This window comes from Thermoanaerobacter sp. X514 (genome assembly GCF_000019065.1).
Taxonomy (GTDB): Bacteria; Bacillota; Thermoanaerobacteria; order Thermoanaerobacterales; family Thermoanaerobacteraceae; genus Thermoanaerobacter; species Thermoanaerobacter pseudethanolicus.
Genome location: NC_010320.1, coordinates 441240 through 463844, shown reverse-complemented (window position 1 = coordinate 463844; position 22605 = coordinate 441240). Strand labels below are relative to the sequence as shown.

Here is a 22605-nt window from a genome sequence, read left to right as displayed (position 1 = left end):
ACACCCCATTACATATTTTTACCCGTTGCTATGGTAGCCACATATACATCTTTTGCCCCATTTTCTTTTAAGACTTTGGCACACTCGTCCAAAGTAGCACCTGTTGTCAACACGTCGTCTACCAGTAACACATTTTTCCCAACAATAGTATCTTTGTAAGTCACTTTAAAAGCACCCTTTACGTTTTCTATCCTCTCTTCTTTGTGCAAAGCAGTCTGGGTTGTTGTATTTCTCACTCTTCTTAAAGCTTTAGACATAAAAATATTCAATCGATAAGAAAGTTCTCTTGCTAAAAGTTCTGACTGATTGTAACCTCTTTCGTCAAGTCTAATTTTGTGAAGAGGAACAGGTACTATGACATCTATAGGCCAGTTCATTTTTTTAACTGCATCAGCCATATAGTCTGCAAAAAAAGGTGCCAATTCTCTCTCTTTGAAATATTTGAACCGCCCTATTAAGTCTTTTACAACACCATCGTATTCAAAAGGACTTATATTTTGTTTAAATTCATGACCATGTTCTAAACAATCAGGACATGTTCCTTCATAGTCTATTGGTTTACCACAAATACTACACCTATTACCCTCAATAAATTTTAATGTGCTTTTGCATTTGTCGCATAAATACCCTGTTTTTATAACAGTTTTACAAATAATGCAGGTTGTTTTTGGTGGAAATAAAAGGTCTAAAAAAATCATCTTTATTGCCCCTTATTGCAATTCACTTTTCTTTTATATTTTATATCGGCATTATTAAATTAAAATTAATTAAAAAATTATCATTTTACAGTAAATTTTCCTCTATTTTGTGTAAAATCGTAATATTTAGTTTACATACAAAAGTGCTTTTTTAAGCCTTGAAAGAAGCCCTGAATATCTTTTTGAGATTCTATTGTTGTCAATCATAAATTTCAAATATTTCTCTTGACCTACCAAAATAACCAATTTCTTCGCCCTTGTAACGGCAGTGTACAAAAGGTTTCTTGTTAATAGCATAGGGGGTCCATAAGTAATTGGCATTATGACAACAGGAAATTCACTGCCTTGGCTTTTGTGTACTGTTATAGCATAAGACAAATTTAGTTCATTCAAGTCAGAAAAGTCATAAGTGACAAATTTTTCGTCGTCAAAATATACAGTCAATTCCTGTAATTCTTCGTCTATTGATTGAATTATTCCTATATCTCCGTTAAACACTCCTTCTCCTTCTTCATCGCCTTTTTTCCATTTTATCTTGTAGTTATTTTTTATTTGCATCACTTTATCCCCCACCCTGAAGACAAACTCCTTCATTATTTTTTCGGCTTTAGTTTTGTCGTGGGGATTTAATGCTTTTTGCAGCTCTAAATTTAAATTGTGAACACCAATTATCCCTTTTCTCATAGGGGTGAGTACTTGAATATCATTAATAGGATGAAATCCATAAGCTTTAGGAAGTCTGTTTGTCACAAGCTCCAATATGGTTTTTAATATATCCTCTTGGGTGTTAGCATTTATAAAAAAGAAATCACTATTTTTATCGTTATAGGTTGGATATTCTCCATTATTTATCTTGTGAGCATTTACTACTATCAAACTTTGCTTTTGCTGTCTAAAAATTTCTTTTAAACGTATCACTTTTACTATTCCACTGTCTATTATATCTCTTAGGACATTTCCGGCTCCAACAGATGGAAGCTGATCAGCATCCCCTACTAAAATCAGTTTTGCCCCTATAGGTAGGGCTTTTAATAAAGCATTCATAAGCAATATATCTACCATTGAAGCTTCGTCAACTATTATAACGTCGTATTTTAATGGGTCTTTTTCATTTTTGTTAAAGCCCTTCCCTTCTTCCTCCGAATAAGTATATTCTAAAAGCCTATGAATAGTCTTCGCCTCTTTTCCAGTAGCTTCCGTTATCCTTTTTGCGGCTCTTCCTGTTGGGGCTGCAAGAGCCACTTTTTTACCAGCTTTTTCAAAAATACGTATTATACAATTTATTATTGTAGTCTTTCCTGTGCCTGGTCCTCCCGTTATGACAACAACAGAATTTTTAACAGCTTCTTCAACAGCCAATTTTTGATTTTCTGCTAACAAAATACCTGTTTCTTTTTCAAAATTTCTAATTTCTTTTTGGACATCTATGCCTAAATCTTCATTTTCCATTAGTGTCATGTTAAACAATCTCTCTGCTGTGTGTAATTCAGCTATATAGTAAGGTATATAGTAAATTCCTACAGTATCATCTTCAAAAGTTTCAATATGTATTTTTTCATTTTGTACTAAAAGCACAAAAGAATCCTCTACTTCTTCTTCGCTCACTTCTAACAAACTTGCTGCTTCTTTTTTTAACAATTCTTTCGGCACATAGGTGTGACCATTTGCCGCATACTGCATCAAAACATATCGAGTACCAGAAGATATGCGATATAGAGAATGAGGGTCAACTCCTAGGCTCTCTGCTATTTTGTCTGCAGTTTTAAATCCTATTCCAAATATATCGTCAGCCAATCTGTAAGGGTTTTGCTTAATAATTTCAATCGCGTTGTTTCCGTATTCTTTATAAATCTTTATAGCCATTGCAGTGGAAATACCGTACCCCTGCAAAAACACCATCACTTCTTTTATGCCCTTTTGCATTTCATAAGCTTCACAAATTCTTTTTATCTTCTCATCGCTTAGACCTTTTATTTCTTTTAATCTTTCTGGTGCAGTTTCAATTATATTTAAAGAATCAACGCCAAACTTTTTTACAATTTTTCTTGCTGTAACAGGACCTATTCCAGGAATTAAGCCAGAAGATAAAAACTTTTCTATTCCTTCTAAAGTGGTGGGAGCCAAGGTTTCATAATTTAAAACCCTAATTTGCTCACCATAATCAGGATGTTCTACCCATTCTCCTTCAATTTTAATTCTTTCCCCAATGTTTACATAAGGCATATAACCTACAGCAGTGACTACTAAACCTTGGGTACTTAATTCTAAAACCGTATAACCATTTTGTTCATTTCTAAAAATTATTTCTTCAACTACACCCTCTATGTCAATCATAGCCGATTCTCCTGTTTTAATTCTTTTCTTTATTTAATTTTACCTTATATTTAAAGCAAATTAAAGCCAATTCATTTCTTTTTTTCAATTTTTGTGGTATAATTAAGGTAGCGAAGCGTTTACAAAACATAAATTCTATGGCATTTAAAAAAGATATATAAAAAATGCCAGAAGCCCGGGTTTACCCGGGCTTTCAAATTTACATTCCTGCCAATTTTCTTAATATATCTACTTTGTCTGTTTTCTCCCATGGGAGGTCTAAGTCGTGTCTTCCAAAGTGGCCATAAGCTGCAACTTGTCTATAAATAGGTCTTCTTAAATCTAAATCCCTAATTATAGCTGCAGGTCTTAAATCAAAAACTTGTTTTACAATTTCCGAAATCTTTTCATCTGATATTTTACCTGTGCCAAAAGTATCAATACCTATTTCAAGAGGTGTAGCAACACCTATCGCATAAGCTAATTGCACTTCACACTTCTTAGCAAGTCCTGCTGCCACAATATTTTTTGCCACATATCTTGCAGCATAACTTGCAGATCTATCAACTTTTGTAGGGTCTTTACCAGAAAAAGCTCCGCCCCCGTGCCTTGCATATCCGCCATAGGTGTCTACAATAATTTTTCTTCCTGTAAGTCCGCTATCACCTTGAGGTCCACCAATTACAAACCTTCCTGTGGGATTTACAAAAATTTTAGTCTTATCATCTATCATATTTTCAGGAATTATAGGTTTTATTACATGTTCAATAATATCTCTTTCAATAGTATCGTGATCAATCTCAGGTGCATGTTGAGCTGATACTACAACAGAATCTACCCTCACAGGCCTGTCATCTTCATACTCTACTGTTACTTGTGTTTTACCATCTGGTCTTAAATAGCTTAATGTCCCGTTCTTTCTAACTTCCGCCAGTCTTCTTGCAAGCTTGTGAGCTAGCATTATAGGCATAGGCATTAATTCTTCTGTTTCATCGCAAGCAAAACCAAACATTAAACCCTGGTCTCCAGCGCCAATAGCCTCAATTTCCGAATCTGAAAGTTCTCCTCTTTTAGCTTCTAATGCCTTGTCCACACCGAGGGCAATATCCGGTGATTGCTCATCAATAGAAGTGATAACCGCACAAGTATCAGCGTCAAAACCGAATTTTGCTCTAGTATAGCCAATTTCTTCTACTACTTTCCTTACAACTTTCGGTATGTCTACATAACAATCTGTAGTAATTTCGCCCATTACTAAAACCAAACCGGTAGTTACAGCAGTCTCACAAGCAACTCTGGCATAAGGATCTTTTTTCAAAATTTCATCTAATATCGCATCAGAAATCTGATCACAAATTTTATCAGGATGCCCCTCAGTGACTGATTCAGATGTAAACAATCTACGCATTTTTTCTATTCCTCCTTAAAAGCAAAATAAAACCCCTTCCAAAAGAAGAGGCACATACCCTCATCTTTCAGAAGCATGCTTCTGAGAGAATTAGCACCTTGTCCTATAGGACAGGTTGCTGGGTTTCATCGGGCTCTTTCCCTCCACCTCTCTTGATAAGAGCATGTTATTAAATTTTCTGATGTCTACTATAGCACACTTTATCTACTATGTCAAATATTTTTGCATCAAAAAAAGAGCATGCCAAAACATGCTCTTTTTTGAAAAATTATATTTAAAATACTACAAATTTTTCTCCAGGAACTCCACATACAGGACATTTTTCTGGCAATACATCAACAGAGGTATATCCACAAACGGGACATATGTAAACTTTTGATATCTTTATGTCTTCTCCTTTTAATGCTGCTTCTTTTGCTTCAGTGTACAATTTTGCATGTATTTTTTCAGCCTCAATAGCATAATGTATGCTTTTTTTAGCTCCAGATTCCTCTTGAAGTTCTGCAACAGCATTATAAGCAGGATACATCTCTTCTACTTCAAAGGTTTCCCCTTCTATAGCTTTTTCAAGATTTTCTACTGTATTTCCAACTTCTCCAAGAGTTTTGTAATGATTTGTGGCATGTACCAATTCAGCATAGGAAATAGCCCTGAAAAGTCTTGCAATATTAGGTTTGCCTTCTTTTTCAGCTACATCAGCAAAAATTTGATATCTCATGTGAGCTTGACTCTCTCCAGCATAGGCTTCACTAAGATTATGTCTCGTCATTTCTCTCATAAAAGATTCCTCCCTAATTAAATTTTTATTAATAAATAATAATTTTCTCTTTCAAATAATATTATACTACACTTTTTTACCATGTCAAGACATTTGAAGGAGAAAAATAAAAAAGACCTTACGGTCTTTTTTTCAATGGTGGAGGGAGATGGATTCGAACCATCGAAGGCGACAGCCAACAGATTTACAGTCTGCCCCCTTTGGCCACTTGGGTATCCCTCCACAATATTTAATTTTTGAAAATGGTGGTCGCAATAGGACTCGAACCTATGACCCCCTGCTTGTAAGGCAGGTGCTCTCCCAGCTGAGCTATACGACCACAATGGTCGGGATGGAGGGACTTGAACCCCCGACCCCATGCTCCCAAAGCACGTGCGCTACCAACTGCGCCACATCCCGACATCAGTGACGAAATAAATTATAATAGAAAAAATGAAATTTCACAATAGGCATAAAAGCTTAAAAATGGCCGTTTTATTGATTTATCGCCTGCAATCTTTAAATTTTTTAAGAATACGTCATATTTTAAAGTGTCTGCACAAAATACCACATAAGGTCATTTCGCGGCAAAATATTTATTTGCTATTTCTACAAGATAATTTATCTCTTCGGAAGAAAGTTTATTTTTTAATATGTTTAATAATCTTTCATTATCTTCCTTTGTTAATCCTTTCTCTGCCATCTTCATAATCTTATCCATATCCTCTTTCCCTAACTTCTGTAAAATTTCCATTACCTTTGCCTTCTGAGAAGCTTCCATTTTATCTTGTATTTCCAATATTTCTTCTACAGTAATCACTTTTTCTTTTTTATCTTTTTCATTTTCTTGTGTTGTAGTTTTATCTACATTTTGCTCAAGAGCTTGGCTTGAATATTTTTCTTCTTCTCTTGAAATTTTTGTAGTCTTAGACTCATTATATTTTTCTACATTTTCTATTTCCCTATCCCACATCTGTTTCCCTGCGGGATATACTTCATCAAAAGTTTTAATTTCCTCCTTATTCTTATGTTCTTTAAAATATGTTTTTAACATAAACATAGTAGTAGCTGACAAAAATACCGCGATTAGAATTATGTAAACTGTATATTTTTTCATTTTTGAAAACCTCCCATTATTTTAACTGTACACATTTATTATTCCTTCCCTTAATTTTTTAATTCAGTTTATTATTAAAAAGGGAGGCTTCAATTATGGAAGAATTAAGGCTTAAATATGATGATGATAACGCCGTTTATTTCATAGCTAATTTTTTAAATTCCTATTTAAGCCCTAATTCAGTTTTTTTATGTATTGGTACAGATAAATTTATAAGCGACTCCTTAGGTCCTATCGTAGGAAATCTGTTAACAAAATCACTTCCACCAACTTACTTTGTTTACGGTACCTTAAAGAGGCCAATTCACGCTATAAACTTAGAAGAAAATATAAAATACATAAAAAAGAAGCATCCTAATAGTAAAATTATAGCTATAGATGCTTCTTTGGGAGACAAAGAAAGTATAGGAAAAATCTCAATAAAAAAAGCCCCACTGTACCCTGGAAAAGGGGTGGGGAAAATGCTTCCTCCTGTTGGAGATATTTCAATAGTAGGCATTGTCGATGTATATGACTCATTGCCATTAAATTCAATTAGATTAGGCTTTGTTTTTGATATTGCAGAAACAATAGCAGAAGGAATTTATTTAGCTTTGAAACATTCATAATTTTTTATTTTAATTTTAAAGGTATAGAAACTAAATTTTGTATAGAACCATCTTTAGGGCTTAAAGAGAAAACTTGAAGAATCCCATTTTGCGGCTCTTTTAAAGGCTTATAGGAAATTATAGCTTCGAAATCCCCCCAAGAAGGAGCAGCGTCAGTTGCTTGGACAAAACTCTCATTTAAAATATTGCCATTGCTACCAATTAGCCTTATATTTACCCCTCCTTCAAATACTCTTGCCTTTCCTATTACTTTGAAGGGGCTTGAAACCACATCATTTTTGGCTGGAGCCATTACTTTTATATTAAGCTCATAAGAAATGCTACTGTTATCTGAAACAATTATCGCTCTTGCTTCCTTGTCTTTCGTAAGTATTATACCTAATTCGTCTCCTACTTTTATTTCCGAAAAGCTGATATCCCTTTCAGCATATTTAATTCCCCCTTCAGGGTCATAACTAACCTTTGCCATGAAGTGGATAATAGCATTCGGTAGTACTTTTATATCTGGTCCCGCTTCATTTCTTAAATCCTGAGCATCCTGGTATTCCCTCTCAATAGTAATAATTCTATTTGCATAATCAATAGCCTTTACTTTTCCATAAATAAAGGATTCACCTTTTAAAGGATCTGTCTCAGGTATTGGAGTGAACTCAGCCGATACATTGCTAATAACCCATATATAATTATCTCCTTCTTCAAGAGGTTGAATTAATTTTATGCTATATACTTTATTGTCATGTACTGCTTCTATATCAGCTGTCCCATCACTTTTCTTTTTTAATGTCAGCTCATTTTGACTTCCTAAACCTATTACACCTCCCTCTTTTCTAAGAAGTTGAATAGGGTCAAAACGCCATGTTTCTTTCCCTAAATCTGCTCTTTCTTGTAATTTCTTTATCCTCTCTGGGTTATTGTATACATCGCCTACTAATATCATTCTTTTTAAAGGATCTAAACCTATTTTGTATTTTCCTATTGCATCTACCTTGTTCCCTTCTATTAAAATTTGAACATTGTTTACACTAGGAATATCTGTTAATACATTTACAAGAGCAGCAACCTTTAGTTTGTCTATCTGCTCATTGTCACTCTCTTGAAGAAATTCTTTAGACAAGTTTACAAAAACTGTCCCTTCTTGCATATCTATAGAAAGCAGTTTTGTTCCAATTGGAAACACCGGTTTTGCATATTCATCCGTAGGTCCTTTAATCATTTCAAGTATTACTTGCTTCAAAACATCTGCATCTTTGGGAATAAATCTTCTTTCTAAAATTAAGCCATTCATTTTATCATTTAAAAAATAAAGTGAAATTTCTTTAGACATATCTTGAGACATACCTTGACTTAAAGGCCTAGGATTTATAGGCGGATTATCATCCTTGTTGCTAAAATCTTGAGCGCACCCCGACACCATCAAAACAAATAGCAAACTCACAATTAATAATAGAATCTTTTTCACCCTTCCCCCTCCTTTCATTATTTTTTCTTTAATTTAATAATACTACTTTTTCAATATCCAAATAATTAAATAAGCATAAAAAAATTATTAAAAAAAATTAATCCTTTTTCTTTTTAGGCAAAGTAATTCTAAATACAGTTCCTTCTCCCACTTTACTTTCCACTGTGACTTTACCTTCATGAATATCTATTATCTCCTTAGCAATAGCGAGTCCTAAGCCAAAACCACCACTTTTTTTAGACCTTGCAGTATCTCCCCTTGTAAATCGGTCAAATATCTTGGGAAGAGTTTCTTCACTTATACCCATACCATTATCCGCTATCGTAAGGTAAATATTGTTTTCATCTTCTTCTAAACCTACTATCACATTCCCTCCATCATGAGTGTATTTTATTCCATTTTCTACTATGTTATAGACCATCCTATAAAACCTGTCGGGATCAACTTCTGCAAAAACATTATTTTCCCCTTTAAATTCAAGGTTTATCTCTTTCGTTTTTGCAAGAGGGAGAAGACTTTCTATTACATCTAATATAATCTCGCTAATCTCACTTTTCCTAACTTTTACTGCTTTAATCTTATCCATTCTCGCTAATTCTAACAAGTCATTTACCAACCTTGTCATCCTATTCAGCTCTCCGTCCACATCCTTTAATATTTCTTTATAAAATTTTATATCTTGATTTTTGCTATTTATGAGAGATTCTATCAACGCTTTTACTGATGCCAGAGGAGTTTTTAGTTCATGAGAAGCATCTGAAACAAATCTTTTCCGCTCTTCATCTATTTTCATTAAACTGAAACTCATCTTATTAAAAGCATTAGCCAATTTTCCAATTTCATCATTGCTTTTTACCTCAACTTTGTAGTCCAATTTCCCTTGAGATAAAATATTTGTTGCTTCTGTTAATCGTTTTAAAGGATTAGTAATGTAAGAAGCCACTAAAAGGCTTAAAAGGCTTACCAAAAATCCAATACCTGTAAAAGTATATATCATGCGATATTTTATAGAGTTTAAAAGATCTATTATATTATCTATAGAAGAAGATATAAGTATTGCTCCTACTACATTGTTTTTTGCTATAACGGGAACTGCAGTATACATCGCCCAACCTACACCATTTATATCATGAATACTTGTAGAACCCTTGCCATTTAAAGCCTCTTTTATATCGCTGTAATCCTTTATTACTTTTCCTTCAAATTCCTTTGAGGAAGCAGAATCTACCAATACTCTTCCATTTATATTAGTGAAAAGTATTCTTGAATTTATTTGTTTTGCATACTCCATTATAGTGGGCTCAATCAAATAAGAAGAAGTAGTACCTACAAATCTTGATACAAAATTAGATACCATATTGGCTTGCATTAAATTATTGACTCTGACATTGTCTAAATAGCTTCTTTCAATATAACGGTAAAGATAAAGCCCAGTTAATGCCAATGAAATTATTAAAATTATTAAATATAAAGAAAAGATTTTCCACCTTAAACTCATTTTATCACCTTTACTTCATATAGTATCCTGCACCCCATTTGGTGAAAATATATTGAGGATTTGCAGGGTCATCTTCAATTTTCTCCCTAAGTTTTCTCACATGCACTGTAACAGTATTTGTATCACCGTAAAAATCAAATCCCCATATCAAGTCTAACAATTTATCTTTCGTATAGACTTTTCCTGGATTAGAAGCTAACAACACTAAAATTTCAAATTCTTTATTTGTAAGCTCAATTCTCTTCCCTCTCTTGTAAACTGCTCTTTCGGGAATATTTATATAAAGTTCTCCCCTTCTTATTTCATCTTTCCGCTTAGTATAAGGATTTGTAGCTCTTCTTAAAAGTGCTCTTATTCGCGCAGTAAGCTCTCTAGTATTAAAGGGCTTCGCTAAATAATCATCAGCTCCTATTTCTATCCCTACAATCTTGTCAATATCGTCTCCTCTTGCAGTAAGCATAATTATGGGAATATTTGAAAAAGTCCTTATCTCTCTACATACCGAAAAACCGTCTAACTTAGGAAGCATAATATCTAAAATTACAAGGTCATAATTCCCTAAACGAACTTTGTCAAGCCCTTCTTCCCCATCGTAAGCGGCGTCAACTTCAAATCCTTCTTCTTCTAAAGAAAGTTTTAACCCTTTTACAAACATCTCTTCATCATCTATAATTAACAATTTTTCCATATATACCTCCCTCCTGACACCAGTATACCACAACAATTTATAAAAAAAATAGCCTTATCGGCTATTTTTTTCTTCTCCAAAGCCAGTAGATTCTCTTACAATCAACTGATGAGGCAAAATAACATGCATTTCTTCAATAGGTTCTTTTGCTAAAAGTTTTGTTAAAAGTCTCATGCTTACAGCCCCTATGTCATAAGCAGGCTGTTGTATTGTAGTAATCGTCGGTCTAAAAATAGTAGAAATGTAAGTATTGTCAAAACCTACTACATGGATGTTTTCTGGCACTTTAAGATTTGAGTCAAATATGGCGTTTATGGCAGCAGCTGCCATATCATCTGATGCTGCAAATACTGCATCTACCTTGTATTCTAAAAGCTTTAGCATAGCTAAATACGCTTTGCGAGTTTTAAACTCTCCTTCTACTACTAATTCAGGATCATATTTTATGCCGTGTTCTTCGAGAGCTCTCTTGTAACCTTCAATCCTTTGAAGCCCTCCTATAGGGTCATGCATAGGTCCTGAAATCATACCTATTTTTTTGCGTCCTAAAGAAATCAAGTATTTTACTGCGTCGTATGCAGCTTTTTCATTATCAATCATAACACTAGGAAATCTCTTATCTTTGTCCTGAGTACCTGCCAGCACCACTGGTACACCAAATTCGTTAAACGTTTGTATAACACTATCCCTTACTATATCCCCCATAAAGATAATTCCGTCTACTTGCTTTTCTCCTAATATTTCTATATATTTGACTTCCTTTTCCTCTTTTTGGTCAGTATTGCACAAAAATATGTTATAATTATACATCGCAGCAATATCCTCTATTCCTCTAACTACCTCAGGATAGAAAGTACTAGAAATATCAGGGACTATAAGCCCTATAGTATGAGTCTTTTGGATCTTTAAACTACGTGCTAACGCATTAGGCTTATATCCTGTCTTTTTTATAGCCTCTAACACTCTCTGCCTCGTCTCGTCTGTAACAACAGCACTGTTATTTAATACTCTAGAAACCGTAGCAATTGAAACCTTTGCTTCTCTCGCCACATCTTTTATCGTTGCACTCATTGTACATCACTCCCAGGATTAATCGTTTTCGCTTTATGTTATTTTACTTTTTAAAAAGAATTTTGTCAATAGATTTTTTCAATTTTTTTCATTCATTTTCATGAATTTTTTTGACTGACTCATCTTTTAACTCTATTTTTTGTTCTTTTTCGTAAAATAGAGGCAAAAAAGAGAATAACATATATAAAATCCCAACAAATATAATAACCAAACTGATAAATTTTATAATCATACCTTCCATGGTCATCACCTAAAATAAAAAAATATATTACCGCCTGGCGGTAATATATTTTATTCCCTTTTGTTTAAACTAGTTACTATACTGCTACTGTCTTTTTATTTAAGAAAAATTTATCTATTGCATGAGCAACTCCATCTTCATCATTTGATAAAGTTGTATAATCCGCTTTTATCTTTACAATGTCAGGAGCGTTCCCCATAGCTACTCCCAATCCTGCATATTCTATCATTGACAGGTCATTTAGATTGTCTCCAATCGCCACTACCTGCTCTCTTTTTATACTGTACATATTGGCAAGAGTTTTTAAAGCATTGCCCTTGCTTACTCCTTTTGCATTAATCTCTAAATGTCCTCCTCCAGAAGTAGAAATGGTTAATCTTTTTGAAATTTCGTCGTAAATTTCTGCATCAATAGAAATAGGATTTTTCATATCATTTATCGCATAGATTTTAGCCGTCACGCCTCCCGTCCTTTTAAGAAATTCCTCTAAATTCCCCACCGCATTTACAGTAACATTGTTAAAAGAAAGGTACCACTCTACTCTATCAGTTATTTCTTCCACGTATAGCTCATCATCGATATAGAGGTTTATATGATATCCAATTTCTTTTAACAATCTTATCGCAAATATCGCATCTTCTGTCTGTATAGGATTGTAATAGTACACCTTTTTAGTATAAATATCTTTTATTAAAGCACCATTATAAGAAATCACTGGAGCATTAATATTAAGCTCAAGAGCATAAGGTAGTATAGAAGAAAACATACGTCCAGTAGCAATAGTAAAAATGACTCCCCTTGAAATCACCTCTTTTATTGCTTCTTTATTTTTATCAGAGATTTCAGAATTACTATTTAATAAGCTCCCATCAGCATCTGTGACAAAAAGTTTATACATATTCTTCAACCCCTATTTTTTATTTATCCCTCATCTATATTATAACAGTTTGTAAATTTACATACTATATCATAAATTGTTATAAAACGTTACCACTGAAAATTTTACATTATAAAAAGTTTTTTAACAAACTTTATGGTAAAAGATTGGAATAAATGTAAATGAATATTTTCAAAACCCATCAACAATACTATATATGAAGACTTAGAAAGGGTGACATTATGTTAATACTGTTTTTCCGCACCTTAATTTTATACGCTCTTGTGGTAATATTTATGAGAATTTCAGGAAAACAACAAATAGGTCAGCTTCAACCCTACGAACTAGTTATCGCAATCATGATAGCAGACTTAGTAGCAATCCCTATGCAAAACAAAGGAATCCCTCTTTTATCAGGTATTATACCTATCTTAACCCTTTTAGTCTCACAACTTTTTTTATCCTACTTATCAATGAAGAGCTTAAGAGCAAGAGCTATAATTTGCGGTACACCTACTATTTTAATTGAAAAAGGAAAAATTCTAACATCTCAACTTCAAAAAGAACGCTACAATATAAATGACCTTTTGGAAGAATTGAGAGTAAAAGGTTATCCTAATATAGCTGATGTTGAATATGCAATACTTGAAACAAATGGCAGTTTAAGTGTAATACCAAAAAGTTGCAAAAAACCCGTGACTCCCCAAGACTTAAATTTAACTCCTCAATACGAAGGATTGCCACTTCCTATAATAATAGACGGAAGAATTATGCATCAAAACATGCAGAAAGCAGGTATTGACATGGAATGGTTAAATGAACAACTTAAAATGTGGAAAATACAAAATGTCAAAGAAGTACTTTTTGCTTCTTTAGATACTAATAAAGTTCTGACTGTTTACAGAAAGGAAGGTTAAATGTGCGATATGTAGTTCCTTTGATGATATCTATTGTCGCTTTCGTCCTGCTTTTAGATATTGTATCTTTTAAATACCTTGATAAAACCTCTGAAAATTTAAATAAAATGCTGACAGTGGTACAGCAAAACATAGAAAAAGAACATTGGAAAGAAGCAAAGAAAAGCATTGAAAAAGCAGAAAGAGAATGGAAAAAAATAGGTAAGAAGTGGGCAATACTGGTAGAACACAGGGAAATTGATGAAATAGAAATAAACATGGAAAAATTAAAAAGTTATGTAGAGACAAAAAACAAAGATTTAAGCATGGCACAACTTAAAGCTATTAAAATGTTAATAAGACATATACCCCAAAATGAAAAACCGACTCTTGAAAATATCCTTTAATCTGTAATTTTATGCTTGGTATAATTATAGCTTTTTTCACCCCACTTTAATGCCTCGTTCCCGCATCAATACTGGCTTTGTTAATTTTGGGTTTGGCATATTTGGACACATTTCATCACTTTTGGGCATCTTTTGGGCACCAAAATGGCACCAAAAAGATATTTTCTTCCATTTTAAAACCCCATACTCCTACATCATATATAAGGGTATGGGGTATCTATATTTTAAAAAATGTATACTTATACAAAGTTATTTTAGAAAAATTTCTATTTCTGCATGGCTGCTTTTTCCTTTTTCTTTCTATCTTTTAAACTAAAAAACGCAATCAATATACCAATTATTGATAAAATAGACGTTATATAAAAATTAAATACATAGCTTCCAAGAATATCTCTTATAGATCCTGAGATCAAATTCCCCAAGATAGCGCCAACACCATAAGCAGTAAATAGAAAACCATAGTTCTTGCTATAATGCAGTGTCCCAAAGAACTGTGCAGTGGCAGTTGGTACTATTGACAGCCAACCACCCAAACTCAACCACAAACAGCTAAAAGTTATCATGAACAAGACTACTCTGCCTTCTTTTGCAAACAACATACCTAATGAAGAAAAAAGTATTATGACAAAATTAAGCATTGCAGCATTTCTTGGAGTAATTTTATCCGTCAAGAAGCCAAAAAGTGGCCTGCCAATTCCGTTAAATATAGCAAAAATGGAGACCGATATGGCAGCAGCATCTGGCGATAATTTTATTATCTCTTGCCCCACAGGACTTGATATTCCAATTGCCATCAAACCACTCAATGTCCCTATAACAAAACATAACCACAAGCCCCAGAAAGTAGTCGTCTTTAACATTGTCGAAGGATTGTATGATTGGACATCTTTTGTTCTGTTAGATTCTGTTTTGATATACCCTTCATCTTTTGACGGAAACTTAAGAGGTATTGACAATAAAACAATTACAAAAAAGAATACTATCCCTAAAATCCTGAATGTGAAAAGAGGTCCATACAAATCTATAAGTTTTCTTGCAATGGGTGCTGTAATAAGAGGTGACATTCCAAAACCCAAAACGGTCAGTCCCACTACAAACCCTCTTTTGTCTTCAAACCACTTTGTAGAAACTGCAATTGGTGCTCCATAGGCAACTCCTACTCCAGTTCCAGCAATAATTCCATATCCTATTGTTAGCAATAATAAGTTTGAAGAAAAACCAGCTAACATCCATCCAATACCAACCAAAATACCACCTATTATTGATACTAACTTTGGTCCATATTTGTCCAAAAATCTTCCGGCAATTGGCATAAATATTGCGTAAAATACAAGAAAGAACATATAGGGCAAACTACTTTCAGTAGCACTTATTTCAAATAACTCTTCTAAAGGTTTTCTAAAAATGCTCCACGAATAGACAGAGCCGAGGCAGAAGTTCATGGTCAGTCCCAAAGCTATGTAAATCCAGCGCGTTTTACTGCTTGGAAGTCTTTGAAAGTAAGATTCTTTACGCATTTTGCCTCCTCCCAAGATACTCTTCATACCCGATATTTTCTAAGTCTTTAGCCTTTTCTTCTACTTCTTTTCTCATTTTCTCTTTAAATTCAATTATTTTTTCTCTAATCTCAGGATACTTTATGCCAAGGATTTCAGCTGCCAAAATTCCAGCATTTTTGGCATTATTTATTGCTACAGTTGCAACTGGCACTCCTGCTGGCATCTGGACAATTGACAAAAGAGAATCCAAACCATTTAATGAAGATGTTTTTACTGGAACTCCAATAACTGGCAAAGAGGAAATTGCTGCAACCATTCCAGGAAGATGTGCAGCGCCGCCAGCACCGGCAATAATCACATCTATCCCTCTTTGTTCAGCCTCTTTTGCATATTTGAACATCCTCTCAAGGGTTCTGTGAGCAGAGACAATTGTTATCTCATATTCAACACCAAAATCCTCCAGGACTTTTGCTGCTTCTTTCATAACTGGCAAATCTGAATCACTACCCATGATAATCCCAGCCAATGGCTTTTTCATCTTTCCACCTCCGATTTAATTTTCAATCTTTCCTTTACTTTTTTAGCCTTTTCTATTGCACTGTCTAAATTATCATCAACTATTGTAACATGCCCCATTTTTCTGTAAGGACTTGTTAGTCTTTTGCCGTAAAAATGAAATGAAACCCCTTCAATTGAGAGTACTTCCTCTAAGCCTTCTATCAAAGGCACTCCTCTATACCCTTTTTCACCAAGAAGATTTATCATAACTGCTGGAGATAACAATTCGGTTGATCCTAATGCAAAACCACAAATTGCTCTTAAGTGTTGTTCAAATTGGCTGGTTACACAAGCTTCTATTGTATAATGCCCAGAGTTATGTGGTCTTGGCGCAATTTCATTTATCAATATTTTCTTATCTTTTGTTAAAAACATCTCTATACCAAAAATGCCAATACCATCAAGAGCTTCAACTGCCTTAATTGCTATCTCTTTTACATTTTCCTCTATTTCTTTTTCAATCCTAGCAGGTGCAATTAACAAATCAAGAATATTCGCAGATTCGTCAAAAACCATCTCTACAACTGGATAACATTTTATTTCACCTTGTAAATTACGAGCAACCATAACTGCTAATTCCTTTCCCATATCGACAAATTCTTCAATCAAAGAGTCTACCCTCAACATTTTGTCTAAATCATTTTTATCTTTAATAACAACAACACCTCTGCCATCATATCCTCCTTTTGTAGCTTTTTGAATAAATGGAAAACCAAATTTTTCAAAGAAAGATACCTCAAAATTCTCCACCTTTTCAAATCTTGGCACAGGAAGATTAGCACCTTTTAGCACCTGTTTTTGTTTTAGTTTATCTTGAATAATTTCTAAAGAATAAGGTGAGGGGTATATTTTATACCCTTTATCAAATAGTTCTTTCAAAATGGCCGTATTGATATGTTCTATCTCATAAGTGGTGACATCGCTTTTTTCTACAAGCTCTTTCAATTTGTTCTCATTGTAATAATCACCAATAATTTGTTCATCTGCAACCTGTGTTGCTGGACATTCAGGATTTGGATCTAAGATAATAACATAAAAACCCATTTGCTTTGCCTTTTGAGCAAACATTTTTCCTAACTGTCCGCCACCAATTATGCCAATTTTCATTATTGGATAACCAAAAATCCTCTTAGTCATTCTTTCTAAAAACGTCTCTCCTTTCTAATAGATTCGCACAAGGATAATTAGAAGATAACAAATAACTTCCTCATAGACAAAATCCATTATCTCCCAATTTTACTTTCGCAATAATCTTTAAAAAATTTTTCTATAAGTACAAAAAATCTCTTTTTTAAGTACAAAAAATCTCTTTTTTATCAAATGTTTTGATGCCAAATCCTGAGTTTTGTGGAGGTTTACCTCCTATAATTTGGCAAACAATACATATACATCCTTAAATTGTATTTTTAACCTTAGCAACACAACAAAAAAAGCCAATCTTTGCAAAAATAAAAGCTTTGCAAATAGTGGCTTACCTCGCAACTGGCTTTTTAAAGCCCTTTGCTTGGTCTGCCAATTTTTCAAGCCAAGCGCTTTTCTAAATTTTCATTGAGAGTTATCACTATAACTTTCTCACCATTGGTTGTATTTACATCAGAATATATTCCCGCAATATCAACATCAATGACCTCTTTTATAAGACTTGCTAAATCCTCTTTTGCATTTTCAAATAATGTAACTCTCACTTTCTTGATAAGCTCTACACCTTCTTTTGTCTGGGCAAGTTTTTTCTCGCTAGGGCTGAGAAAACCTATTAATCTTACAACTATAATATCTTCTGTTATTATAGTCTTTATCTGTTTAGGGCCCCTACCCATATACTCCATTTCAAACTTGCTAACAGCTTCGCTGATCTTTGCCTCAATTTGTCCTTTTGTCATACCCTGTCTTCACTACCATCATTTAATCTAGTTATCAGTATAGCAAAATGAAATTTTGATGTCAAGATTTATTCAAAAAGGGATAGTGTCAAGATACTGTAGGATAATTTTTAGCGACAACCCCTGAAATATCTTAAATCAATGGTTTCCTGTTATGCTTGTTTTTCTTAATTTTTTTATATTATATTTTCATATTTTATTGCCCTCAAAATTCTATATATCGGTGTCACTTTTCCTATGCTCAACACTGTGATATTGTTTATTTTTTCATTCACAGATGGTTTTATCCTTTTTACTACCTCTTTTACACTCGAAAGGGCACTTATATTCATCCCAGAGCCTTCAATAGTAAATACTACAAATTGCGTGAAAAAGCCGGTTTAGAAAAAGATAAGAATCTTCATGCATTAAGATATACTTTTGCTGCACGATTATTAGAAGCGGGAGTACAGTTAAAAGTTGTACAAAAACTTTTCGGACATACTCAAATATCTACTACAGCAGATATATATTCTCATGTGTTGCTAGAGGTAAAAAGAGATTCTGTTAAAAATTAGAAAAGTATTTCGAAAATTAAAATGAGGCTAAATAAATATTTTGGGCACCAAATAACTTTAATTTGTTATGCAAACCATAAAGCCTTATATTTAAGCGATGTTTCAGAGCAAATTTAAAACTTACTCATAAATTCTGTAACTTTATGAAACAATGTGTTATAATATAAGCATAAAAACCCTTTTAAAAGAAAGGGGGAACAATTGTGGAATCACGAATAACTACAAAACGCGTAATAATAGGGCCAGATAATTTTAAAAAAGTAATCGATCTATCCTCTCCCTCTAAAATAGGACTGCCAAAAGGCCAAATTGATACAGATTTTTTGTCCCAAATAAAACCCGGCAATAGTTTTGAAGTACAAGGGATAAAATATCACGTGCTTAACTGCGATACTTTTGACTACATAATGCACTCCTTAAAGCGCCAAACACAAATTGTCTATCCTAAAGAAGCTTGTTATATAGCAATGCGCCTTGACATTTTTCCAGGCAAAAGAGTAGGTGAAGCAGGAACAGGCTCTGGAGCTTTCACTGTATACCTCTCTCGCGCTGTGGGACCTTATGGAAGAGTATATACATATGAACAAAGAGAAGAATTTTATAAGCTTGCACAAAATAATCTCAGCGAATTTTCGGAATTTGACAATGTCATAATGTACAATAAATCTATAAATGATGGAATCAAAGAAAGAGATTTGGACGCATTTTTCTTAGATGTTAGAAAACCGTGGGAAGTTTTAGAAGAAGTAAGAAAAGCGCTAAAACCTGCAGGACACTTAGGAATATTAGTCCCTACCACAAATCAAGTATCTGAAAGTTTGGCTGCACTTGAGGAAAATGGATTTTATATTTCAGAAGTAAGTGAAATCCTACTTAGAAAATACAAGTTAAATCCTCAAAGATTAAGGCCAGAAGACCTGATGGTAGGTCACACAGGTTATCTCATTTTTGCAAGGAAGCTAGAATAGTAATTGTCTTTATTGACTCTATAAAAACATTGTGCTATTTTAAAAGTGGTGGTATCTTCATAGAACCACACACTTCATAAAAATTCAATAGGGCTCATTTCGGCCCCGCCAGGATCACAAGACCGGGACGGGAGATAAAAAATTACCTTCCCATCGGTGGAAGGTTTTTGTTTGTCTCCCATGTAAAAGGAGGGATAAAAGTTGAAAATTGGATTTGTCGGGGCTGGTGTTGTAGGAACAAGCCTCGCTTTTTTGTTATCGCAAAAGGGTATTAATATATCAGGTTTTTTAAGTAGAAATTTAGAATCAGCTAAAAGATCAGCAAAATTTACACAATCTAAAGCCTTTTATAATTATGAAGAGATTATTACAAATTCTGATGTAATCATAATAAGTACAAATGACAGTAGCATACCAGAAGTAGTAAATAATTTAAGTCAGTACAAGGAAATACTTAAAGAAAAAATTTTTGCTCATTTAAGTGGAGCTTTAAATTTAGAAGTTTTAAACCCTGTTAAAGATGAAAATAATTTTATCATGGTAATGCATCCTATACAAACGTGCCCCTCTGTATCAGCAGCTTTAGAACTTCTCCCAAAATCCTATTTCACTTTAGAAGGGGATAAAAAAGCAGTTGAAATTGGAAAAGAAATTGTAAATAAAATATCAGGTAAATACATAGTTTTAAACAATATAGTAAGACCCCTTTATCATGCTGCTTGTGTTGTAGCCTCAAATTACCTTGTAGCTCTTTCAAAATTTAGTTTGCTTCTTTTAAAAGAATCAGGTTTTCCTTTTGAAAATTATCCTGATGCATTAATCCCTTTAATGGAAGGAACTTTAAAAAATATAAAAGAAAATGGAATAGCTAAAGCCTTGACAGGCCCTATAGCAAGAGGAGATATAAATACTGTAAAACTTCATCTTGAAAATATAAAAGATCCAAGTCTTGAAGAGCTTTATAAAAGTTTGGGTAAATTAACTCTTGAGATTGCTTATGAAAAAGGAAGTTTTAACGATGAAAAATATTTTGAATTGGAGGGTATATTAAATGGAGGAAAAAGTATCAACTCTCACACTAAGGAAATTTAAGAAAGAAGGAAGAAAGATAACAGCTTTAACTGCTTATGACTTCCCCACAGCTAAAATCCTTGACAATTGCGGAATTGACATGATTTTAGTAGGAGATTCTCTCGGGATGGTGGTTTTAGGATACGAAAGCACAATACCTGTCACAATGGAAGACATGATACATCACACAAAAGCCGTTTCAAGGGCAGTCAATCGTGCATTTATAGTTGCTGACATGCCTTTTATGTCATATCACATATCAAAAGAACAGGCTATGACAAATGCTGCAAGGCTTATTGCAGAAGGCGGAGCCCACGCCGTAAAATTAGAAGGAGGAGAAGAAATAGCTTCAATAGTCAAAGCCATAGTAGACGCAGGAATACCAGTGGTAGGTCATCTCGGTCTCACTCCTCAATCAGTCCATCAACTGGGAGGGTATAAAGTCCAAGGCAAAGAAAAGGAACAAGCAAAAAAGATTTTTAACGATGCCAAAGTATTAGAACAAGCAGGTATATGTGCCCTTGTGCTTGAAAGCATTCCAATGGAGCTTGCAAAAAACATTACAGAAAATATTTCAGTTCCAACTATTGGAATAGGTGCCGGTCCTTACTGCGATGGTCAAATCCTTGTCACCCACGACATGCTGGGAATAACTCAAGGTCATAGGCCTAAATTTGTAAAACAATACGCAGATATTGAAAAAATAATGATTGATGGCATAAATGCTTACATTAAAGAAGTACAACAAGTCTTATTCCCAGATGAAGAACATTCTTTTACTTTAGAAAAGAGGGAGAATAAATGATAGTAACAGATAAAATTAGTGATGTAAGAAATATAATTAAAGAACAAAAATTGTCAGGTAAAAAAATTGGACTTGTACCTACAATGGGATATTTGCACGAAGGCCATTTGTCCCTCGTAAGAATTGCAAAAAAGCATTCAGATTTTGTAGCTGTAAGCATATTTGTAAATCCAATTCAATTCGGACCTAATGAAGACTTTGATAGATATCCTCGAGACTTGGAAAGGGATTTAAAACTTCTTGAAAAAGAAGGCTGTGACCTTGTTTTTGCTCCTTCTGTAGAGGAAATGTATCCTTCTGAACTTCTCACAACGGTAAATGTAGATAAAATCACTGAAAAACTTTGTGGAGCTTTCAGGCCCGGTCATTTTAAAGGCGTCACAACAGTTGTGGCAAAATTATTTAACATTTTCACACCAGACATAGCAGTTTTCGGGCAAAAAGATGCACAACAAGTTGCAGTGATAAAGAAAATGGTGGAAGACTTAAATTTTCCTGTAGAAATAATTAAAGCCCCTATTGTAAGGGAAAGTGACGGTTTAGCAATGAGTTCAAGAAATGTATATCTAAATCCTGAAGAAAGAAAAGCAGCCCTAATACTTTCAAAATCTCTAAAAGAAGCTGAAAAATTACTTCTAAATGGCGAAAGAAATGCTAATACTATAATAAAAAAAGTAAATGAAGTCTTAAACTCAGAGCCTTTGTGCAAAGTGCAATATGTCTCCTGCGTTCATCCTGATACATTAGAAGACTTAACTTATATAAAAGATAAAGCACTTATTGCAATAGCTTGCTTTATTGGGACAACAAGGCTTATAGATAATCTATTGTGGGGGGAAAATATATAATGCAAAGGTTTATGATGAAATCTAAAATACACAGAGCAATTGTAACAGATGCCAACTTAAATTACCAGGGTTCTATAACAATTGATAAAAATTTAATGGAACTTGCTGATATACTGCCAAATGAAAAAGTACAAGTTTTAAATATCAACAACGGTGCACGATTTGACACTTACGCAATAGAAGGCGAAAGAGGCTCAGGTACAATATGCATAAACGGCGCAGCAGCAAGACTATGTCAGGTAGGCGATATAATCATCATAATATCTTATGCAATAATGGATGATGAGGAAGCCAAAAATTATAAGCCTAAAGTAATATTTGTAGATGAAAACAATAAACCTGTAAATATGTAAAAATTTAATGGTACAAGGTACATATTTA

23 protein-coding genes, 3 tRNA genes, 1 pseudogene and 1 riboswitch are annotated in these 22605 nt (G+C 33.7%); of the genes and pseudogenes, 9 read left to right on the top strand and 18 right to left on the bottom strand.

The annotated features are described in order from the left end of the window. Positions 1–8 precede the first annotated feature (8 nt). The 8 genes from TETH514_RS02240 to TETH514_RS02205 form a co-directional block, all read right to left on the bottom strand. Positions 9–698, bottom strand: coding sequence for a ComF family protein (locus TETH514_RS02240; protein ID WP_009051754.1), 690 nt, complete (start codon positions 696–698; stop codon positions 9–11). A gap of 126 nt (positions 699–824) precedes the next feature. Continuing rightward, on the bottom strand, positions 825–3032 hold the full coding sequence (locus TETH514_RS02235; protein WP_009051755.1) for an ATP-dependent RecD-like DNA helicase: 2208 nt from the start codon (positions 3030–3032) through the stop codon (positions 825–827). Positions 3033–3231: 199 nt separating this feature from the next. Then, a complete protein-coding gene (gene metK, locus TETH514_RS02230; RefSeq protein WP_009051756.1) occupies positions 3232–4419 on the bottom strand; it encodes a methionine adenosyltransferase in 1188 nt (395 codons plus the stop codon). Positions 4420–4476: 57 nt separating this feature from the next. After that, positions 4477–4581, bottom strand: a riboswitch (SAM riboswitch). Between the two features lie 112 nt (positions 4582–4693). Further along, positions 4694–5197, bottom strand: a complete 504-nt coding sequence (locus tag TETH514_RS02225; RefSeq protein ID WP_009051757.1) for a rubrerythrin family protein — start codon at positions 5195–5197, stop codon at positions 4694–4696. A gap of 136 nt (positions 5198–5333) precedes the next feature. Continuing rightward, a tRNA-Tyr gene (locus TETH514_RS02220) sits at positions 5334–5419 on the bottom strand. Positions 5420–5440: 21 nt separating this feature from the next. Then, positions 5441–5516 (bottom strand) — tRNA-Val (locus TETH514_RS02215). Between the two features lie 4 nt (positions 5517–5520). Beyond that, positions 5521–5596: transfer RNA gene (locus tag TETH514_RS02210), tRNA-Pro, on the bottom strand. 157 nt (positions 5597–5753) lie between these two features. After that, the gene (locus TETH514_RS02205) at positions 5754–6293 is read right to left on the bottom strand and encodes a hypothetical protein (protein ID WP_003866896.1); all 540 of its coding nucleotides are present in this window, start codon (positions 6291–6293) and stop codon (positions 5754–5756) included. A 95-nt stretch (positions 6294–6388) separates the two neighbouring features. Here TETH514_RS02205 and yyaC point away from each other — a divergent pair, with 95 nt between their 5' ends. Further along, positions 6389–6901, top strand: a complete 513-nt coding sequence (gene yyaC, locus TETH514_RS02200) for a spore protease YyaC (RefSeq protein WP_009051758.1) — start codon at positions 6389–6391, stop codon at positions 6899–6901. A 4-nt stretch (positions 6902–6905) separates the two neighbouring features. Here the strand turns inward: yyaC and TETH514_RS02195 are convergent, their stop codons facing one another. The 5 genes from TETH514_RS02195 to TETH514_RS02175 all read right to left on the bottom strand — a co-directional run bounded on the left by TETH514_RS02195 (position 6906) and on the right by TETH514_RS02175 (position 12756). Beyond that, positions 6906–8360, bottom strand: a complete 1455-nt coding sequence (locus TETH514_RS02195; RefSeq protein ID WP_009051759.1) for a Gmad2 immunoglobulin-like domain-containing protein — start codon at positions 8358–8360, stop codon at positions 6906–6908. A 97-nt stretch (positions 8361–8457) separates the two neighbouring features. After that, on the bottom strand, positions 8458–9858 hold the full coding sequence (locus tag TETH514_RS02190) for a cell wall metabolism sensor histidine kinase WalK (RefSeq protein WP_003866898.1): 1401 nt from the start codon (positions 9856–9858) through the stop codon (positions 8458–8460). A 10-nt stretch (positions 9859–9868) separates the two neighbouring features. Beyond that, positions 9869–10546 carry a response regulator transcription factor gene (locus TETH514_RS02185; protein ID WP_003866899.1) on the bottom strand — a complete coding sequence of 226 codons (678 nt, stop codon included), beginning with the start codon at positions 10544–10546 and terminating at the stop codon, positions 9869–9871. 54 nt (positions 10547–10600) lie between these two features. Next, complete coding sequence (locus TETH514_RS02180) at positions 10601–11617, bottom strand: LacI family DNA-binding transcriptional regulator (protein WP_003866900.1); 1017 nt, start codon at positions 11615–11617, stop codon at positions 10601–10603. Positions 11618–11934: 317 nt separating this feature from the next. Continuing rightward, complete coding sequence (locus TETH514_RS02175; RefSeq protein ID WP_003866902.1) at positions 11935–12756, bottom strand: Cof-type HAD-IIB family hydrolase; 822 nt, start codon at positions 12754–12756, stop codon at positions 11935–11937. A 221-nt stretch (positions 12757–12977) separates the two neighbouring features. Between TETH514_RS02175 and TETH514_RS02170 the strand changes: the two genes are divergently transcribed. Beyond that, positions 12978–13652: a DUF421 domain-containing protein gene (locus TETH514_RS02170; protein WP_003866903.1), complete on the top strand. Its 675-nt coding sequence runs from the start codon at positions 12978–12980 to the stop codon at positions 13650–13652. Between the two features lie 2 nt (positions 13653–13654). Continuing rightward, the gene (locus TETH514_RS02165; protein ID WP_003866904.1) at positions 13655–14038 is read left to right on the top strand and encodes a DUF4363 family protein; all 384 of its coding nucleotides are present in this window, start codon (positions 13655–13657) and stop codon (positions 14036–14038) included. Between the two features lie 266 nt (positions 14039–14304). On the opposite strand, the gene TETH514_RS02160 is transcribed toward TETH514_RS02165, so the two are convergent. The 5 genes and pseudogenes from TETH514_RS02160 to TETH514_RS12505 all read right to left on the bottom strand — a co-directional run. Beyond that, the gene (locus TETH514_RS02160) at positions 14305–15555 is read right to left on the bottom strand and encodes an OFA family MFS transporter (protein ID WP_009051760.1); all 1251 of its coding nucleotides are present in this window, start codon (positions 15553–15555) and stop codon (positions 14305–14307) included. Beyond that, positions 15548–16075, bottom strand: coding sequence for a 5-(carboxyamino)imidazole ribonucleotide mutase (purE, locus tag TETH514_RS02155; protein ID WP_003866906.1), 528 nt, complete (start codon positions 16073–16075; stop codon positions 15548–15550). The genes TETH514_RS02160 and purE overlap by 8 nt, the downstream gene beginning before the upstream one ends. Then, positions 16072–17232 carry a 5-(carboxyamino)imidazole ribonucleotide synthase gene (locus TETH514_RS02150; protein WP_003866907.1) on the bottom strand — a complete coding sequence of 387 codons (1161 nt, stop codon included), beginning with the start codon at positions 17230–17232 and terminating at the stop codon, positions 16072–16074. Before TETH514_RS02150 ends, purE begins: the two co-directional genes overlap by 4 nt. A 383-nt stretch (positions 17233–17615) precedes the next feature. Continuing rightward, complete coding sequence (locus TETH514_RS02145; protein ID WP_003866908.1) at positions 17616–17975, bottom strand: DUF2294 domain-containing protein; 360 nt, start codon at positions 17973–17975, stop codon at positions 17616–17618. A 176-nt stretch (positions 17976–18151) separates the two neighbouring features. Beyond that, positions 18152–18316 (bottom strand): annotated as a pseudogene (locus TETH514_RS12505) (ISLre2 family transposase); the annotation flags it as partial. Between TETH514_RS12505 and TETH514_RS12835 the strand changes: the two are divergent. The 6 genes from TETH514_RS12835 to panD all read left to right on the top strand — a co-directional run bounded on the left by TETH514_RS12835 (position 18245) and on the right by panD (position 22577). Beyond that, a complete protein-coding gene (locus TETH514_RS12835; RefSeq protein ID WP_369791825.1) occupies positions 18245–18532 on the top strand; it encodes a tyrosine-type recombinase/integrase in 288 nt (95 codons plus the stop codon). The pseudogene TETH514_RS12505 and the gene TETH514_RS12835 overlap by 72 nt on opposite strands. Before the next feature lie 203 nt (positions 18533–18735). Further along, a complete protein-coding gene (locus tag TETH514_RS02135; RefSeq protein WP_003867503.1) occupies positions 18736–19500 on the top strand; it encodes a tRNA (adenine-N1)-methyltransferase in 765 nt (254 codons plus the stop codon). Between the two features lie 201 nt (positions 19501–19701). After that, positions 19702–20592 carry a Rossmann-like and DUF2520 domain-containing protein gene (locus tag TETH514_RS02130; protein ID WP_009051761.1) on the top strand — a complete coding sequence of 297 codons (891 nt, stop codon included), beginning with the start codon at positions 19702–19704 and terminating at the stop codon, positions 20590–20592. Then, positions 20552–21376, top strand: a complete 825-nt coding sequence (gene panB / locus TETH514_RS02125; RefSeq protein ID WP_009051762.1) for a 3-methyl-2-oxobutanoate hydroxymethyltransferase — start codon at positions 20552–20554, stop codon at positions 21374–21376. The genes TETH514_RS02130 and panB overlap by 41 nt, the downstream gene beginning before the upstream one ends. After that, entirely contained in the window at positions 21373–22224 is an 852-nt protein-coding gene (gene panC / locus TETH514_RS02120) for a pantoate--beta-alanine ligase (protein WP_009051763.1), read from the top strand. Before panB ends, panC begins: the two co-directional genes overlap by 4 nt. Continuing rightward, entirely contained in the window at positions 22224–22577 is a 354-nt protein-coding gene (gene panD, locus TETH514_RS02115; RefSeq protein ID WP_009051764.1) for an aspartate 1-decarboxylase, read from the top strand. Before panC ends, panD begins: the two co-directional genes overlap by 1 nt. Positions 22578–22605: the final 28 nt, after the last annotated feature.